This is a genomic window from Rhodococcus sp. ACPA4 (assembly GCF_002300185.1).
In the GTDB taxonomy this organism is placed as follows: Bacteria; Actinomycetota; Actinomycetes; order Mycobacteriales; family Mycobacteriaceae; genus Rhodococcus_F; species Rhodococcus_F globerula.
This window is the reverse complement of record NZ_NSDY01000002.1, coordinates 1,174,062-1,190,340: the sequence shown is the minus strand read 5'-3', so window position 1 is coordinate 1,190,340 and position 16,279 is coordinate 1,174,062. Positions and strand designations below refer to the sequence as shown.

Here is a 16,279-nt window from a genome sequence, read left to right as displayed (position 1 = left end):
CCGGGGCTTTCGAGGAGTCCCTCTTAGCTGGTCACGCCCTCAGCGTGCGCTGCGGCCGCGACGGCTTCCGCAACTGCGGTCGCCACGCGAGGGTCGAGTGGGCTCGGAACAATCTTGTCCACAGCCAACTCGTCGCCGACCACCGACAGGATCGCCTCGGCGGCAGCGAGCTTCATACCTTCGGTGATGCGACGGGCGCCGGCGTCGAGCGCGCCCTTGAACACACCGGGGAAGGCAAGCACATTGTTGATCTGGTTCGGGAAGTCACTGCGGCCCGTAGCCACGATCGCCGCGTACTTCGACGCGGTCTCGGGGTGAATCTCCGGATCCGGGTTCGAGAGCGCAAACACGATCGACTCCGGAGCCATCGACGCGATGAGCTCCTCGGGGATCTTGCCCGCCGAGACACCGAGGAAGACGTCCGCTCCGGCCAAAGCCTCGACGGCACCGCCGTGGACACTGCGCGGGTTGGTGCGCGACGCCAGCTCTACCTTGATCTCGTTGAGGTCGCTGCGCTCGCTGGAGATGATGCCCTTCGAGTCGAGCACGACGACATCGCTGATACCGGCGGCGAGCAGAATGTTCGCACACGCGACACCCGCTGCACCCGCACCGGAGATGACAACCTTGAGCGTGGTGATGTCGCGGCTCTGCACCTTCACGGCGCCCTTGAGCGCAGCAAGAACCACAATCGCGGTGCCATGCTGATCATCGTGCATGACGGGGCAGTCAAGTGCCTCGATGACACGCTTTTCGATCTCGAAGCAGCGCGGCGCCGAGATGTCCTCGAGGTTGACCGCGCCGAAGCTCGGACGCAGACGGATCAGGGTCTCGACAATCGCGTCGGGATCGGTGGTGTCGAGCACCAGCGGGATGGAGTTCAGTCCGGCAAAGCTCTTGAACAGAGCGGACTTGCCCTCCATGACGGGCAACGATGCGCGGGGTCCGATATCGCCCAGACCGAGAACCGCCGTGCCGTCACTGACGACGACAACCAGTCGATTGGTCCACGTGTAGCGATCGGCAAGGGTCTCGTCAGCGGCGATGGCGCGGCTCACCTGAGCCACACCCGGCGTGTACGCGATCGACAGAGCGCGCTGCGTATCGAGCGGCGCGGTGGTCTCGACCGACAGTTTGCCACCGACGTGAGCGGCAAAGATTTCTTCGTCGGTCAGCTCGACCTTGGGTACGTTGATGGCTTCAGTCACAAGGGACACAATGACACTCCTGATATGACCAGCCGCACTCGGGGCTGGGTTACTGGGAAGTAGTGATCTGACGGCCGAAAAAGAACGTTAGCAACGGTCAGAGTCTTTTCTTCCGTGAACAACTGCAGAGAAGAAGAGCATTCGGGTGCGCAAGAAAGTTGGCCGCAATACATCCGAAGCGTCATGGTGTTGGGCGGGTGAGCCCTGGCAGATCCATGCAATTTCTTCATGGCCGGGCTGTGGCGCCGCCTACGAAGTCCCTCCAGTTTGCCACCTGCGCGCGATCACAATCAAATCCTTCGGTTCCTAACCCCACCACTGCGTCACCAGCAGCACCCCGGCAGTTACGAGCACAACCACGGACGCGGCTATTGCGGCAACGCCGCGGCGACGGTCACAGAAGATCTGTGCGACCAGCGCCACTACCGACGCCACGATGTGCGCGGTGATCGATGTGGTGCCCGGTCCGGGAAAGCCCCGATTGCCTCCCAGATACGCCGACGCGATCACCACGACTGTGAGAACAACGATTCCTGCCGCGACGGTCCCACTGAGCGCACGCAGACCACGAATCAACGCCCACTGCTTGGTGTCCGGAGCATCGTAGTAATCGTCGTAGCGGTCGTCGTAGTCGTACGAGTTGTCGTCCCGGTATGCGTCGTAGCTGTTGTTGTCGTAACCGTTGTTGTCGTAAGTCACGATCTACGCTCCCGTGATGAATCCGCGGACGGACTCCGCGATGAGTTGAACGGCGATGGCGGCAAGCAGCAAACCTGCGATGCGGGCCAGCAGCGAGATTCCGCCAACACCGAGCACACGGATCAATGCGGTCGAGAATCGCAGCACTATGAACAGAACGAGATGAATCGAGATGATCGCCAAGGCGATCGCAAGGTACGACGCCGCGTCACCGTCTGCCTGGGCGACAAAGACGATGACCGCGGCGATCGCGCCGGGGCCGGCCATCATGGGCGTACCCAGCGGGACCAGGGCCACGTTGACGTCGTCGGCACCCTGCGGACGGTTGGACGTCTTGCCGGTGAGTAGTTCGAGAGCGATCAGCAGAAGGAGCAACCCGCCGGCGCCCTGCAATGCGGGTATGCCGATGTGCAGATAGTTGAGGATTGCCTGCCCGCCGACCGCGAAGACGGAAATAACGGCGAGTGACACTGCCGGGGCCTGCCACGCCGCGCGATTACGGTCGGCACGGTCCTTGCGGCCGACCAGGGACAGGAACACCGGAATGACTCCGGGCGGGTCCATGATGACAAAGAGAGTGATGAAAACCGTGAGGTAGAGCGTCGTGTCCAACATCAGTGTTTCAGCACCTCGACGCCTGTTGCCGCCGACATCAATTCCTCGAAGTCGGCGGGGTCGGTGAGCTCGTCGCCGAGGTCGATCGTCTTGTTGTCTCCGTGGTAGTCCGATGATCCGGTCACCGCGAGGCCGAGTTCGCCGGCCAGTCCGCGGAGGAGAGTCCGATCTGCGGGCGCATGATCCGGGTGATCGACTTCGAGTCCGCCGAGTCCGGAGGCCGCCAGATCGCGAATGTGGCCTAGAGCGAGAACACGACCACGGGTGCGCGCACGACCATGAGCGATCACCGTCACTCCCCCGGCCGCTGCGACCAGTTCGACGGCGTAGTCGATCGGCGTGTCGTATTTCGGGACGTCGTAGCGCCCGCGGGTTGCCAACAAGTCCTTGAAGGCTTCACCGATGCTCGAGACCACGCCGGCCCGCAGCAGAGCCGCTGCGATGTGCGGACGCCCCACAGAAGGACCAGCCGACGCGAGGATCTCGTCCGGGTCGATCGGCAGCCCGTCGCGGGCCATCAGAGTCGCCATCGTGCGGATTCTTTCGACCCGTTCGCCGCGTAGCCGCTCGCGTTCCTTGGCGAACTCGGGGTGGTCCGGGTCGAACAGGTACGCCAGGAGGTGCACCGCGACCGGCCACCCGTCCTCACCTTCGCCTTCACACGACATTTCCATGCCACGGACGAGTCCGAGCCCGGCAGGCAGTGCGCGCTCCGCCTCCGCCCAGCCGGCGGTGGTGTCGTGATCGGTGAGCGCGACAACGTCGAGTCCGGAGTGGGCAGCAGCGCGCACCAGTTCGGCGGGGGTGTCCGTGCCGTCTGATGCGTTTGAGTGGGTGTGAAGGTCTATTCGCACCGCTCCAGTCTGTCAGCAATCCGCAAGACCATCTCGCTCCGGTCGATTGCCTGAGATCCTGACGTACGATTGCGCGGCAGCAATAGTGCGCTTCGCCTATCTGCGGAGGGAGTAGACACAGTGCCGTCACTACCGAACTGGTCGAACGGCAAATCAGCTCCGCCACCGTTGCCGAGGATTCCCGTCCCCGCAGCTCGTGCCATTGTGGATTGTGCTGTGTACGTGGACGGCACCAGGCTCCCGGGAAAGTTCACTCACAACGCCGCTCTCGATGAAGTGCGCCGACGCGGAAAGGGATTCGTCTGGGTTGGGATCCATGCTCCCGACGAATCCCAAATGCAGGACGTGGCAAAGACTTTCGGCCTACACGAGTTGATGGTCGAGGATGCCGTCCACGCACACGAGCGACCCAAACTCGAACGCTACGACGACGTCATGTTTCTCGTCCTTCGAACCGTTGTCTACGTTCCGCACGATTCCGTGGAGACGGCCAACGAAATCGTGGAGACCGGCGAGATCATGGTGTTCGTCGGTCCGGATTTTGTCGTCACGGTTCGGCACGGTGACCATTCCGAACTGGCGAGTGTCCGCAAAGCCCTCGAACAGCTACCCGAGCGTCTCGCCATGGGACCGTGGTCCGTTCTCCATGCCATCACCGACCACGTCGTCGACACGTACCTGTCCGTGACACAACTGGTGGAGCAGGACGTCGACAATATGGAAGAGTTGGTGTTCAACCCACGTAACAGCGTGGCGGTTGAGCACATCTACCTGCTGAAACGGGAAATCGTCGAACTTCGACGGTCGGTCACCCCGCTCGGCATGCCACTCCTGCAACTGACACAACCAGCAGGCGGGTTGGTCCCCAAGGAGATCAGACGCTATTTCCGCGACGTCCGAGACCATCACACCATCGTCTCCGAACGCATCTCCGAGTACGACGAAGTACTGAGTTCGCTCGTGGACGCTGCTCTGGCAAAGATCGCGGTGCAGCAGAACACCGACATGCGCAAGATTTCGGCATGGGTGGCTATCGCGGCCGTACCGACCGGAATTGCCGGCATCTACGGCATGAATTTCGAGAACATGCCGGAACTGGGTTCGCAGTACGGATATCCGATGGTGATGGTGTTCATCGCATCGGTGTGTGTCGGGTTGTTCTTTCTGTTCCGCCGAAACAACTGGCTCTGACTCTGTACTTAGCCACAGTGCAAGCGGACAATGAGTTGTGGGTACCAACACGTATCACGTGTACCCGCGGGTCCCTCGCATCGAAATCACCGCACCCGAAAAATACCTTGCCACAAGCAAATTCGGAGGAGCTACGATGCCTACAGTTGAGCAGTCAGTAATCGTTTCGCGCCCGGTTCCGGAAGTCTTTCAGTACCTCAGCACCGCTGAGAATTGGCCGAACTGGGACAACTCGATTGTCGAATCCCGGCAGATCACGGACGGCCCGATAGGAGTGGGGACCCGCTGGCAGGGAGCCAGCCGAATACTCGGCAAGCGCATCGACTGGACCGCCGAGTTCACGGAATACGATGCGCCCAAGCGAAGTTCGGCAAAGTCTGTCAAAAGCCCCGTCGCTTTCACGCTGACCACAACGTGCGAGGAAGTCGAGAAGGGTACGCGCGTCACCTATCGACTCGACAGCGAAAGTGGCCTTGGCGGAGTGTTCGGCAGAATGGCAGACCCGCTCGTCACCAAGGCATTCGGCCGATCCCAGCAGGCCAGCCTGGAGAATCTGGCCGACCTTCTCGATAACGAAGCCGCACAATAAGATCGGAGCGACACGGCAGTTAGAGCGACGCCGCCGCTCGGTGCGGATCTCGGACGTCGATGCCCGCCTCAGCCCAGGCTTCACGTAGTGCACCTGCACCGCGCAGACGGACCCAGGCTGCTTCGGTACCGGTTATGGGGACCACGGCGAGGAACCGAACCGGATCCATCGGCTCGGGGAGCGTCAGATCTTCAATCCCGCTGTCACTGAGAAGGACTGCAGTAAAAGCTGCGCCCTTCCACAGGGGCTCCCCGAGGTCGAGCAGCGCATCGTCGAGCAACACGATGCCCTCGACCGACGGGGCCGCCGCCAGAACAGCCAAGGTGCGCGCGATTCCCGACGCAATACCGGTGCCGCCGCGCAGCGAGAGCACCAGTTCCGCCCGGGGTCCGCGTGTGGGATCGGCGACCAGATCACCCGGATCGCCCATGGGGTGCCGCGAGCACCCCAGTGTTGCGTAGTGCACCACTGAGTCGGGAGATTCGAATCTGAGCACGTCCAGCGGCTCGACACCCAGGAACGTCACCGAGGCCGCAGCCGGCTCCGGCCCCTCGATATTGGCAACGAGGTGCGCGCGGACGGAGGACACAACACTGTCAGACACGCGTCCATCTAAGCACCATCACGGCGCTGATCGCAGCGCAGAGGCCGGGGCGCTTCAGAACGCCTGTTTTGCTAGGTGAGAATTTCGACGGATATCTCGTGCTTGGAGATCGTCGGATGCAGAAATCGCAGCAATGAACGCGCTTCCCTCTCGATGGATGACATGGCGGTTTTCGACTGCTGCGAAAACAGTGACACCGTCAATCGCGCGGTATCACCTTTCGCGGATTCTGCGGCGAATCCCACAACCTTCCCTCGTACCAGCACGGCGGGTTTGATTATTCCGTTCACCGTGAAGACCCGAGTTCGGTACTGCTCATCCATGATTCGCGAGCGATCCGCATGCGAGAGCAGAATGTTGTCGAACGGAGCCAAGATCCGGACCGGTGGTGTGCCGTCGTCCGGGCGTGGAGCGCCTGGCAGGTCGAACAGTTCCGTCCCCTTCTCGTTCACGAACGTAATCAGGTTCGGACGCAGTCGCTCGAAAACCTCTGCCAGCCTGGTTAATCCCGACCACGCCTGGGCGTCCTTCACACTCGCCGGACCGAAGGCAGCGAGATAGCGCAACACCAGGGCGTCTGGAACAGGAGTCGAATCCAGCTCTGTGCCCAGCCAACTCTCCAGCGTGGTCAACGCGGGCGGTCCCGATCTACCCCACAACCCGCGAGGCGGTACCTGGACCATCGGCAAGAGTCCCCTGATACCGTGCGCGAGCCCTTCCGGAGAGCGCCCTGGAAAGCGTTCGGCCAGAAGCGGCCTCATCTGCATCTGCGTAAGTGGCCCCTCGGAAACAAGTTCGCGGCCGGCCTGCGCAAGAGCGGCCAGATCCATTCCGCTCAGCGCCGCCCGGTGCGCGGTGTTGGTGTGCAGATCACGGTCCATAATCGACTGAACCGTGCCACGGAAGGGTGCGGCATCAGCGGCCGACATCACAAATACCGTTCCGCGCATCGCAACCAGACGCACCACCTGCCGACGCTCGATCAGTGTCGACAACTCTTCTGCCGCAAAGTTTTTGACACGAGCCCACAGAGCAAGGTACGGCGGCGTCGGGGCCTGCGCCTGCAGACCGGCCAGGTGTTCGACGGCTTCGAAGGCAGTGACGTCAGCCCGCTCCAGCAGGAACTGACGCGCAAGGGTCGCCCGACCGAGGGCGCGATCGGTCAGTACACGCGTCACGGTTCCCTCGCGCTCACCGTGCACTGAACCGATCAGATCGCGAGCTTCGCGAGGAGATCGCGGGCAGCCTCGGCGGTCTTCGGCTCACACAGCACGTCGTACCGACCGGCCACCAACTGCATGGTCGAGGCAAAATCTCGCTGGCCGCGCGTCGCTGCGTACGGGATGGTTGTGGTGATCACGCCGAAGATGATGCCGCCGACGATGCCCGTGATCAGTGGCCCGATGAAGCTGGTCGTGAAAAGACCCAACAGAAGGCCGAAGAACACGCCCAGCCACGCGCCGGACACCAGACCGCCACCGATCACCTTCGGCCACGTGAGCCGGCCGAGAACCCGTTCGACCTGCATCAGATTCACACCGACGATGGTGACATCCTGGACCGAGAATTCCTGATCGGACAGGTAATCGACGGCGCGCTGTGCCTCCGCATAGGTGGGGTACGACCCGATCGGCCAGCCCGAAGGTGGTGTCGGCAACGCTCCACGGCGCGACCCATTCGGCGATTGTGCGAGCGGATTGGACATGGGTGATCGTGCTCCTTGTTTCGGGCGCGTCATCCGTGACTGAACAACGCGAGACGTACAAACCTATTGTGCCCTTTACCTACCCGATTTGTTCGACCGCAGCTGATCAGGCGTGTTCTGGCGGAGTGAATTCCGTTGTCCGGGCCATACCCGCTGCCCTGCCTTTCGCGGAAATCACCAGCGCCATCTTGCGACTTGCCTCGTCGATCATCTCGTCACCGAGCATCACCGCTCCCCGCCCACCGCCGGCCGCGGAGGTGTGGAATGCGTAGGCGTCCAAGATCAATTCAGCGCGATCGTAATCTGATTGCCTGGGGCTGAACACCTCGTTGGCCGCTTCGATCTGAGTCGGGTGCAGTACCCATTTGCCGTCGAAACCCAATGCAGCGGTGCGGGCAGCGCTGCGCGTGAACGCCTCGACGTCACGGATCTGGAGGTACGGACCGTCGATGGCCTGAACCCCGTGCGCCCGCGCAGCCATCAGAATGGTCATCAGGATGTGGTGATAGGCGTCACCACGGTCGTAGCCGTCCGGCTGCTCTCCGACCACCAGGGTGCGCATGTTCAAACTCGCCATGAAATCTGCCGGCCCGAAGACCAAGGCCTCGACCCGCGGGCTGGCCGTGGCAATCGCGTCGATGTTGGTCAGGCCGATCGCGTTCTCGATCTGGGGTTCGATGCCGATTCGTCCCACTTCGAGGCCGTTGGCCTTTTCCACCTGGGTCAACAACAGATCAAGTGCCTGCACGTGGCTCGCATCGGGAACTTTGGGCAGCAGAATCGCGTCGAGGTGAGCACCCGCCCGGCCGACAACCTCGACGACGTCGGCGTACGTCCATTCGGTGGTCCAGTCGTTCACCCGAACCACCTTGACCTGCTTGCCCCATCCGTCCTCGGCCAGCGCGTCACCGACGGCTTCGCGTGCGGCCTGCTTCGCCAACGGTGCGACCGCGTCTTCGAGGTCGAGGAAGATCTCGTCGGCCGGCAGTCCCTTTGCCTTGTCGATCATCTTGCGACTGCTGCCGGGAACGGCGAGAACTGATCGGCGGGATCGGTTACGTGATGTCATCTCTTTTGAGTGCCCTTCAGAGGTATCGACTCGTACGTTTTCGGCGTCTCTGTTGCAGATAATGACGCGTGAGGAATTAGCCTTGCAATCATGGCAGCAGCAGGCAAGGTATTTGCAGCCAGGCTGGCCGGCCTGGTTGTCCTCGGCCCCGACGGTGAGTCGATCGGGCGAGTGCGCGATGTCGTGATCACGGTCCGCATCGGTCGCCAGCAACCGCGGGTGCTCGGTTTGGTGATCGAAATGTTCACGCGCAAACGCATTTTCGTGCCGATGTTGCGTGTCACCGCGATCGAACCGAGTGCCGTCACACTGACGACCGGCAATGTCAGTATCCGGCGATTCACCCAGCGCCCCGGCGAAGTTCTCGCTCTTGCACAGGTACTCGATTCACATGTGCGAGTGGACGACCCGGAGTTGACCGAACTCCACGGCGTCGACGCCGTTGTTGTCGATCTGGGTATCGAATCGAGGCGCACCCGCGATTGGGTGGTGTCGAAGGTAGCGGTCCGTGGCCATCGCGGACGCCTGGGACGCCGGGCCGCGATCCACATCGTGGACTGGCAGCACGTTGCCGGACTTACCCAGAGTGACCTGTCACTGCCGGGGCAGGGCGTCGCCCACCTGCTGCTGCAGTACGAGGGCATGCGTCCGGCCGACGTCGCCAACGCGATGCGTGAACTTCCGGAAAAGCGCCGACACGAGCTAGCCGTAGCTCTCGACGACGAGCGTCTCGCCGACGTCGTGCAGGAACTGCCTGCCGACGATCAGACCGATCTCCTCATGCACCTCGAAGTGGAACGGGCGGCCGACCTCCTCGAGGCGATGGACCCGGACGACGCTGCCGACCTCCTGGGCGAGTTGCCCGAAACCGAAGCGGAATCGTTGCTGCAGTTGATGGACCCGCAGGACTCGGAACCGGTGCGCCGACTCCTCGAACACTCCCCTGATACGGCTGGTGGTTTGATGACGCCGGAACCGGTGGTACTGACGGCGTCGACCACGGTGGCGGAAGCTCTCGCCCGGGCCCGCAATTACGACGTCACGCCCGCGTTGTCCAGCATGGTATTTGTCGTGCGCCCGCCGACGGCCACGCCGACCGGACGCTACCTCGGGTGTGTTCATCTGCAGAAGTTGTTACGTGAACCGCCGGCGAGCCTGGTCGGCGGAATTCTGGACAGCGACCTACCCAGTCTCGGCGCCGACGATTCGCTTGCTGTCGTGACGCGATACTTCGCGACGTACAACCTGGTGTGCGGACCGGTGGTGGACGACGAGAACCACCTGATCGGCGCGGTCACCGTCGACGACGTTCTCGATCACCTTCTGCCCGAGGACTGGCGCGAAGACGATTCCGACGACGAGGGGTTGGTCCGATGAGCGATCGGTCTTCCAGCGCCCGTCAGCGCCTAGAGACTCCCCGTGGGAGTCGGCGGTTCCACATCGACTTCGATGTCGAAGCGGTGGGCCGGGTCAGCGAGCGTATTGCGCGTTTCCTCGGCACGGGTCGCTACCTGGCGATTCAGACGATCATCGTCATCGTTTGGATCGCACTCAATGTCTTTGCGGTCAGCTTGCAGTGGGATCCCTATCCGTTCATCCTGCTCAACCTGGCGTTCTCGACGCAGGCCGCGTATGCGGCACCGTTGATCCTCCTGGCCCAGAATCGGCAGGAGAACCGAGACAAGGTCTCGCTCGAAGAGGACCGGATTCGCGCCGAACAGACCAAAGCCGACACGGAGTTCCTCGCCCGGGAACTCGCTGCTCTGCGTATCTCCCTCGGCGAAGTCGCGACTCGTGACTATCTGCGACGCGAACTCGACGAGATCAAATTGCTCCTCACCGCCGAACACGAACCGCCCCCGAAGAAGAAGCATCGCGAATCAGGTTCCTCGAAAAAGAGTCTCGACAGCCGGGATTCTTAGCTGAGGGTTTACTGAGTTTTGCTGCATAGACCGAGACCGATATGTAACGTAAGTCACAGACTCTTATATATATCGGTGGGTACTCCGAACCCGGGCTACCAGCAAAGGGGAATCGTGCGCGTACGAGGATTTATCGCAGCGTCCACGCTACTGGGGGGCCTACTCGCGGCCACCGGACCGGCAGCCCTTACCGCAGGTAGTGCCCCTGCAACGGGATCACCGATACCCATTGCACTCGCAGGTAACGCCGTGAACGCAGCGGACAGCCCCGATTTCCTTCCGACACCTCGCACGGTGCGAACGCAACGATCGGCACCACCGAGCACTACCGCAACATCCACCGCACTGGACCCCGCGGCCGCAACAGTTGTCCTGACCTCACTTGGCATCCCCGAGATCGTCCTCAACGCCTACCGCTCCGCGGAACTGGTGATGATGACGGAGGCACCAGGCTGCGGCGTCCCGTGGCATCTTCTGGCCGGCATCGGCCGAATCGAATCGGGCCATGCCAACGGTGGACGCACCACCTCCGTCGGCACCACTGTGACGCCGATCTTCGGCCCGGTGCTGGACGGCCGCCTGGCCGGCAACCAGATCATCACCGACACCGACAAGGGCCTGATCGACGGCGACCCGACCCACGACCGCGCCGTCGGCCCCATGCAGTTCATTCCGTCGACGTGGGCGCACTACGCCAGTGACGGCAACGGCGACGGTGTTACCGATCCCAACAACGTGTTCGACGCGGCACTCTCGGCGGCCAAATATCTCTGCAGCGGCGGGCTCGATCTCCGCAACCTCGATCAGGAGACCAAAGCCGTTCTCCGATACAACAATTCCGCGGCGTACGCCGCAAACGTCATCATGTGGTCGACGGCGTACCAGAGTGGAGTCCTCCCGTCCGGATCGCTGCCGTACACCGGCGGAATCAACACCGGGAGCATCAACGCCGGTAGCTCCGACGCCACGTCGACTGCGGCCATTCTCGCTGCTGCGGCGGCAGTCGATCCGACGGCCGAGAAGAAGGACGGCGATCAGGCAACGGCCGCAGCTACTCCCGCGCCACTACTCCCCGGGCTGCCTGACATGCCGGCACTCTCGCCGGATCTCCAAGCGCTGATCCCACCCGGAGTACTCCCCACCACACCGAACCCGTCAGCACCCGGACTAGCCTCACCCGCCGCGCCCGGTCCCAACACCACACCACAGGCTCCGACCGGACCGATCATCCCACTGCCGGTACTTACGTCGCGCGGCCTCGTGTGGCCGATTCTGACGCCGACAGGCTGGACGTGGCCAGACGACATGTGCGTGATCCTCCCGGATCCCGTAGCGCTCGCGCAGTTGCAGCCCGGAATCCACCTGCCGTGCGCCATTCCGACCGCTGAGGCGTCGACCACCGGGCCGGCCCCCACCACCGACGCCACGACGGCAACTCCGCCGTCCGTTCCGGCGACTACATCCGATGCCCCGCCCCCAGCCGTGGCGCCCTCACCCGCTGCCGCACCGGCACCCGCGCCCGCGCCCGCGCCCGCACCACTGCTGCCGGGTTTGCCGTTCATGCCCGTCGCATAACGGTCACGTCGCGATAACGCTCGCGCCGGAAAAATCACGATTGAACTGCGTCGACGGCACAGATCTGCCCACTTAGATCACGGTTGAGTAACGGAAGTGCAACAAATCAGGTAGCCTCGATTCCGTCATTGAACGGAAAACCCCGATTTCGGGGTCCAGGAGGCAGTAACAGTGGGTCGGCACAACAAGAAGACAGATTCGCACATCCGTCGCAACTCGGTCATCGCGCTTTCCGGCCTCATTCCTATCGGTTTGGTTACAGCAGCGAACTCCGCCGGAGCGGCATCCGATATGCCTTTCGTCAATGCCGCCAGCGCCGAAACCGCCGTGGGGTCACTCGAGACCCAGGCCACGCAGGAGCCGCAAGCTCAGATCCTTCCCGTCGCCGACCTTGCCGCAGCGCCGGTAGTTGCCGAGCCCGCCCCGCTCGCACCGGTCCAGGCCACACCCCCACTGCCCGCTTCGATGGCCGAAGGCGCACTCGGCATCCCCAGCGTGAGCGTCGCCGCCTATCAGAACGCCGAGCGCATCCTCGCTGTCGAGAACCCCACCTGCAACATGCAGTGGACCCTGATGGCAGGAATCGGCCGCGTCGAATCCGGCCACGCCCACGACGGCAAGGACGCCGACGCAAACGGCAACCTGTTCGAACCTGTCATCGGACTGCCCCTCAACGGCAGCCTCCCCGGCCAGGCCGTGATCATGGACACCGACGGCGGCGCACTCGACGGCGACACCGTCTACGACCGCGCAGTCGGCCCGATGCAGTTCATCCCGTCCACGTGGACGCAGTACGCCGGCGACGGCAACGGTGACGGCATCTCCGATCCGCAGAACCTCTTCGACTCGGCACTGACCACCGGAAAGTACCTGTGCGACGGCGGATTGAACATGCAGGACCTCACCCAGGCTGCCAAAGCAATCCATCGCTACAACAACTCGGCTGCCTATGTCGCCAACGTCCTGGCCTGGACTGCCGGTTACTCCACCGGCATCGTGCCCGCCGCATCGGACCTGCCTCGCATTCACTGATCTGCCGACACCTACCATGGAGTCATGTCCGCACTGACCGAGTCCGACGTTCGCTCCGCGCTCGCGCGAGTTCTCGACCCTGAGATCCGCAAACCCATCACCGAATTGGGGATGGTCAGGAACATCACGCTCGCGCAAGACAACAGCGTCGACATCGGGATCTACCTCACCACCGCAGGGTGCCCGATGCGCACCGAGATCACCGAGCGCGTCACCAAGGCAGTTGCCGACGTCGCCGGTGTTGGTGCCATTCGCGTCGAACTCGACGTGATGGACGACGCGCAGCGCACGGAACTTCGCAAGTCGCTGCGCGGCGACTCCGCCGAACCGGTGATCCCCTTCGCCCAGCCCGGCTCCCTCACCCGTGTGTACGCCGTCGCCTCCGGCAAGGGTGGCGTCGGAAAGTCCAGTGTGACAGTCAATCTCGCGGCGGCACTAGCAGCACGCGGCCTGTCCGTCGGTGTTCTCGACGCCGATATCTACGGTCATTCCATCCCTCGTATGCTCGGTACCGACGCCAAGCCAACGCAGGTCGAGAAGATGATCATGCCGCCCGTCGCGCATGACGTGAAGATGATTTCCATCGCCCAGTTCACTCAGGGCAACACCCCGGTCGTGTGGCGTGGCCCGATGCTGCACCGCGCGCTTCAGCAGTTCCTGGCCGATGTCTTCTGGGGCGATCTGGACATCCTTCTGCTTGACCTTCCGCCCGGAACGGGTGACATCGCCATCTCGGTGGCCCAGCTCATCCCGAGCGCCGAGATTCTGGTGGTCACCACTCCGCAGCAAGCAGCCGCCGAGGTTGCCGAGCGCGCCGGTGCCATCGCACTACAGACCCGTCAGCGTGTTGCCGGCGTCGTCGAGAACATGTCGTGGCTCGAACTGCCGGACGGCACCCGCATGGATGTCTTCGGAACGGGCGGCGGCCAGACGGTATCCGATCGCCTCACCAAGGCAGTCGGCGCGAAGGTTCCGCTGCTCGGCCAGATTCCGCTCGATCCGTCGGTTCGTGAAGCCGGTGACGCCGGCACGCCGATCGTGCTGAGTGCACCGGAGAGCGCTGCCGCGAAGGCATTGACGGAGATCGCGGACAAGTTGGCCGTCCGTCAGCGCGGACTCGCCGGAATGTCGCTCGGCATCAACACTGTGCGCAATATGTAGCGGGTTGCGCTCAGGTTGCGTCGAGGTCGACCGGTGGACGCTCTCCGGCTGCGAGAGGCTTGTCCTTCGTGAGTGACATCGGTTCCTGAGCGCCACTCTGGGGCTTCACACCGCTGCCGCCCTGGGGCTTGACACCGCTTTGGGACTTCTTGTCGAAGTCTCCGGTGAAGAGGGAGTCGTCTCCGTCGAGAAGATGCTGGGTGATCACAGCGCGCGGGGTCATCCCGCGCAGCTTGTTCAGATCTGCGAGTGGTTTACGCAGATCCTCGAAGTCGGTGCCCAGTTCTTCCTTGAGCTGATTCTGGGCTCCGGAAGCATATTCACGTACCTGCCTCAGTGATCGTGTAACCCAGGAGACCGCGCCCGGAAGCCGCTCAGGTCCCAAAATGACCAGAGCCGCTACGAGGAGGATCATGAACTCGCCCCAACCGATGTTGCCAAACACAGGGCAAGCCTACTGTGTGTCCGGTTGTTGCGCGCAGGTCCGGATCAACCTCACAGCAACCTCGTAGGTTCCCTCAGTCCGAAACCGGCGTGACCGATATGTCTACCTGGCGTCCCTCGCGGATCAACGCGACGTTGACCGGCTGACCGATCGACGCGGCGTTGACCGCCACAACAAATTCGTCGGCGCCTGTCACTTGCCTGTCCCCGACCTTGACGATGACGTCACCCTCGACGATTCCGGCTTGTTGCGCCGGGCTTCCGTCACGGACGTTGGCGACCGCAGCACCACTGGTGGCGTCGTTGACGACGGTGCGAACATTGACGCCGATATCCGGGTGGCGTACCGAACCGTCTCGAATGATGGCCTGCGCCACCTCGGTGACCGTGTCGATCGGGATCGCAAAACCGAGCCCGACGGAACCACCCGATTCGCTGAGCATCGCGGTGTTGATGCCGATCACGCGGGCTTCCGCATCCACCAGAGCACCACCGGAATTGCCGTGGTTGATGGCCGCGTCTGTCTGGACGGCGTCGATCACCGCGTTGGTATCGGTGCCCTCTCCGGACAACCGCAACGGACGGTTCAGGGCGCTGACGATTCCGCGTGTCACAGTCTTGCTCAAACCCAACGGGGAACCGACGGCCACGACGTCGTCACCTACCTGGACGTCTTCGGAGCGTCCGAGTTGTGCAACCGTCAGATTGCTCGCCGACACCTTCAGCACCGCGAGGTCCGTCTTCACGTCGCGGCCGACGATCTGAGCGTCGGTCTTGGTGCCGTCGGAAAAGATGACCTGGATCCGAGCGTTCTGGGCCGGCGGAGCGGCCGAGGAGATCACGTGGTTGTTGGTGACGATGTATCCCTTGTCGTCGATCACGACGCCCGAACCGGTGCTTCCCTGATCGCCGACGGCAACTTGGATGGAGACAACGGACGGCAGCACCGCGTCGGCGACCTTCGCGACGTCGGATTGCGGCTGTTCACCCCCGCCGGATTGCACCAACGTGACGTGCGAACTGGTGAGGGAACTTCGGTCGGCGGTGATCACCGTCGCGAGCAGTCCGCCCACCAGGGCAATCACAAGTGCCATTCCGGCGAGTGCAGCCAGCGCGGATGGCGCGACCTTACGCCCGAACAGTACGTCTCGGACATCCAGTTTCGGTGCGGGAGGCAAACTTTCGGGTTGGGTTTCCTGCGCGGGTGAACCAAGAGCCACCGACGACGCCGGATCACGCCACGGGTCGTTCGGGACTTCGTCTTCGGGTTCGGATTCCGTGTCGGCTTCGGGATCACGACCGATGGATTCCGTGGCGCCCTCGGGGCGACCGAACGCCTCTGCGAGAACCGGATCGGGCGAACCGACTACAACACCGGGCGTCTGCACGCTCCGGGCAGCTGCCTGGGAGAAGGAACCGTCGACGCCGCTCGGCCTACTGAATGCCTGCTGCGACGCCGGATCGATCTGCGGCCGATACACCGGGCGGGGTTCCAGAACAGGCGCGTCTGCCGGTCGATCCACCGAACCGTTTGCCGAAGTAACCGAACCGTTCGCCGAAGTATCGGTATCCACGCCGGAATGCCCCCTCTGTCCGTCAGTCACGCGTTCC

General features: G+C 63.0%; 17 protein-coding genes. 7 read left to right on the top strand and 10 right to left on the bottom strand.

The window, feature by feature from the left end; genetic code table 11:
• Positions 1-23 precede the first annotated feature (23 nt).
• The 4 genes from CJ178_RS28920 to CJ178_RS28905 form a co-directional block, all read right to left on the bottom strand.
• The gene (locus CJ178_RS28920; RefSeq protein WP_045069512.1) at positions 24-1,217 is read right to left on the bottom strand and encodes an NAD(P)-dependent malic enzyme; all 1,194 of its coding nucleotides are present in this window, start codon (positions 1,215-1,217) and stop codon (positions 24-26) included.
• Positions 1,218-1,514: 297 nt separating this feature from the next.
• Positions 1,515-1,907: a hypothetical protein gene (locus CJ178_RS28915; RefSeq protein WP_095888541.1), complete on the bottom strand. Its 393-nt coding sequence runs from the start codon at positions 1,905-1,907 to the stop codon at positions 1,515-1,517.
• Between the two features lie 3 nt (positions 1,908-1,910).
• Positions 1,911-2,525 (bottom strand): MarC family protein, encoded by a 615-nt coding sequence (locus CJ178_RS28910; RefSeq protein WP_165826381.1) that lies wholly within the window; start codon positions 2,523-2,525, stop codon positions 1,911-1,913.
• Positions 2,522-3,376 (bottom strand): PHP domain-containing protein, encoded by an 855-nt coding sequence (locus CJ178_RS28905; protein ID WP_033234423.1) that lies wholly within the window; start codon positions 3,374-3,376, stop codon positions 2,522-2,524. The genes CJ178_RS28910 and CJ178_RS28905 overlap by 4 nt, the downstream gene beginning before the upstream one ends.
• Positions 3,377-3,496: 120 nt before the next feature.
• On the opposite strand from CJ178_RS28905, the gene CJ178_RS28900 reads away from it, so the two are divergent.
• Both CJ178_RS28900 and CJ178_RS28895 read left to right on the top strand, forming a co-directional pair.
• Complete coding sequence (locus tag CJ178_RS28900) at positions 3,497-4,567, top strand: magnesium and cobalt transport protein CorA (protein WP_045069510.1); 1,071 nt, start codon at positions 3,497-3,499, stop codon at positions 4,565-4,567.
• Between the two features lie 136 nt (positions 4,568-4,703).
• The gene (locus CJ178_RS28895; RefSeq protein WP_033234597.1) at positions 4,704-5,156 is read left to right on the top strand and encodes an SRPBCC family protein; all 453 of its coding nucleotides are present in this window, start codon (positions 4,704-4,706) and stop codon (positions 5,154-5,156) included.
• 19 nt (positions 5,157-5,175) lie between these two features.
• On the opposite strand, the gene CJ178_RS28890 is transcribed toward CJ178_RS28895, so the two are convergent.
• The 4 genes from CJ178_RS28890 to CJ178_RS28875 all read right to left on the bottom strand — a co-directional run bounded on the left by CJ178_RS28890 (position 5,176) and on the right by CJ178_RS28875 (position 8,534).
• Positions 5,176-5,760, bottom strand: a complete 585-nt coding sequence (locus CJ178_RS28890; protein WP_033234425.1) for a suppressor of fused domain protein — start codon at positions 5,758-5,760, stop codon at positions 5,176-5,178.
• Positions 5,761-5,831: 71 nt separating this feature from the next.
• The gene (locus tag CJ178_RS28885) at positions 5,832-6,938 is read right to left on the bottom strand and encodes a winged helix DNA-binding domain-containing protein (protein ID WP_179300860.1); all 1,107 of its coding nucleotides are present in this window, start codon (positions 6,936-6,938) and stop codon (positions 5,832-5,834) included.
• Positions 6,939-6,970: 32 nt separating this feature from the next.
• Entirely contained in the window at positions 6,971-7,465 is a 495-nt protein-coding gene (locus CJ178_RS28880; protein ID WP_033234426.1) for a general stress protein, read from the bottom strand.
• 106 nt (positions 7,466-7,571) lie between these two features.
• On the bottom strand, positions 7,572-8,534 hold the full coding sequence (locus CJ178_RS28875; protein ID WP_033234427.1) for an HpcH/HpaI aldolase/citrate lyase family protein: 963 nt from the start codon (positions 8,532-8,534) through the stop codon (positions 7,572-7,574).
• A 90-nt stretch (positions 8,535-8,624) separates the two neighbouring features.
• Between CJ178_RS28875 and CJ178_RS28870 the strand changes: the two genes are divergently transcribed.
• The 5 genes from CJ178_RS28870 to CJ178_RS28850 all read left to right on the top strand — a co-directional run bounded on the left by CJ178_RS28870 (position 8,625) and on the right by CJ178_RS28850 (position 14,224).
• Positions 8,625-9,911, top strand: coding sequence for a magnesium transporter MgtE N-terminal domain-containing protein (locus CJ178_RS28870; protein WP_033234428.1), 1,287 nt, complete (start codon positions 8,625-8,627; stop codon positions 9,909-9,911).
• Positions 9,908-10,456 carry a DUF1003 domain-containing protein gene (locus CJ178_RS28865; protein WP_033234429.1) on the top strand — a complete coding sequence of 183 codons (549 nt, stop codon included), beginning with the start codon at positions 9,908-9,910 and terminating at the stop codon, positions 10,454-10,456. Before CJ178_RS28870 ends, CJ178_RS28865 begins: the two co-directional genes overlap by 4 nt.
• A 114-nt stretch (positions 10,457-10,570) precedes the next feature.
• Entirely contained in the window at positions 10,571-12,031 is a 1,461-nt protein-coding gene (locus CJ178_RS28860) for a lytic murein transglycosylase (RefSeq protein WP_257013502.1), read from the top strand.
• A gap of 171 nt (positions 12,032-12,202) precedes the next feature.
• Entirely contained in the window at positions 12,203-13,063 is an 861-nt protein-coding gene (locus tag CJ178_RS28855; protein WP_095888540.1) for a lytic transglycosylase domain-containing protein, read from the top strand.
• Between the two features lie 24 nt (positions 13,064-13,087).
• Positions 13,088-14,224: an Mrp/NBP35 family ATP-binding protein gene (locus CJ178_RS28850; RefSeq protein ID WP_033234431.1), complete on the top strand. Its 1,137-nt coding sequence runs from the start codon at positions 13,088-13,090 to the stop codon at positions 14,222-14,224.
• 10 nt (positions 14,225-14,234) lie between these two features.
• Here CJ178_RS28850 and tatB read toward each other — a convergent pair whose 3' ends face one another.
• On the bottom strand, positions 14,235-14,669 hold the full coding sequence (gene tatB, locus CJ178_RS28845) for a Sec-independent protein translocase protein TatB (RefSeq protein ID WP_033234432.1): 435 nt from the start codon (positions 14,667-14,669) through the stop codon (positions 14,235-14,237).
• Positions 14,670-14,742: 73 nt separating this feature from the next.
• A complete protein-coding gene (locus CJ178_RS28840) occupies positions 14,743-16,272 on the bottom strand; it encodes a S1C family serine protease (protein ID WP_373557493.1) in 1,530 nt (509 codons plus the stop codon).
• Positions 16,273-16,279 lie beyond the last annotated feature (7 nt).

Coding starts and splice junctions, on each gene's coding strand:
- CJ178_RS28895 (WP_033234597.1), top strand. CDS start 4,704: ATGCCTACAGTTGAGCAGTCAGTAATCGTTTCGCGCCCGGTTCCGGAA.
- CJ178_RS28870 (WP_033234428.1), top strand. CDS start 8,625: ATGGCAGCAGCAGGCAAGGTATTTGCAGCCAGGCTGGCCGGCCTGGTT.
- CJ178_RS28865 (WP_033234429.1), top strand. CDS start 9,908: ATGAGCGATCGGTCTTCCAGCGCCCGTCAGCGCCTAGAGACTCCCCGT.
- CJ178_RS28875 (WP_033234427.1), bottom strand. CDS start 8,534: ATGACATCACGTAACCGATCCCGCCGATCAGTTCTCGCCGTTCCCGGC.
- CJ178_RS28850 (WP_033234431.1), top strand. CDS start 13,088: ATGTCCGCACTGACCGAGTCCGACGTTCGCTCCGCGCTCGCGCGAGTT.
- CJ178_RS28880 (WP_033234426.1), bottom strand. CDS start 7,465: ATGTCCAATCCGCTCGCACAATCGCCGAATGGGTCGCGCCGTGGAGCG.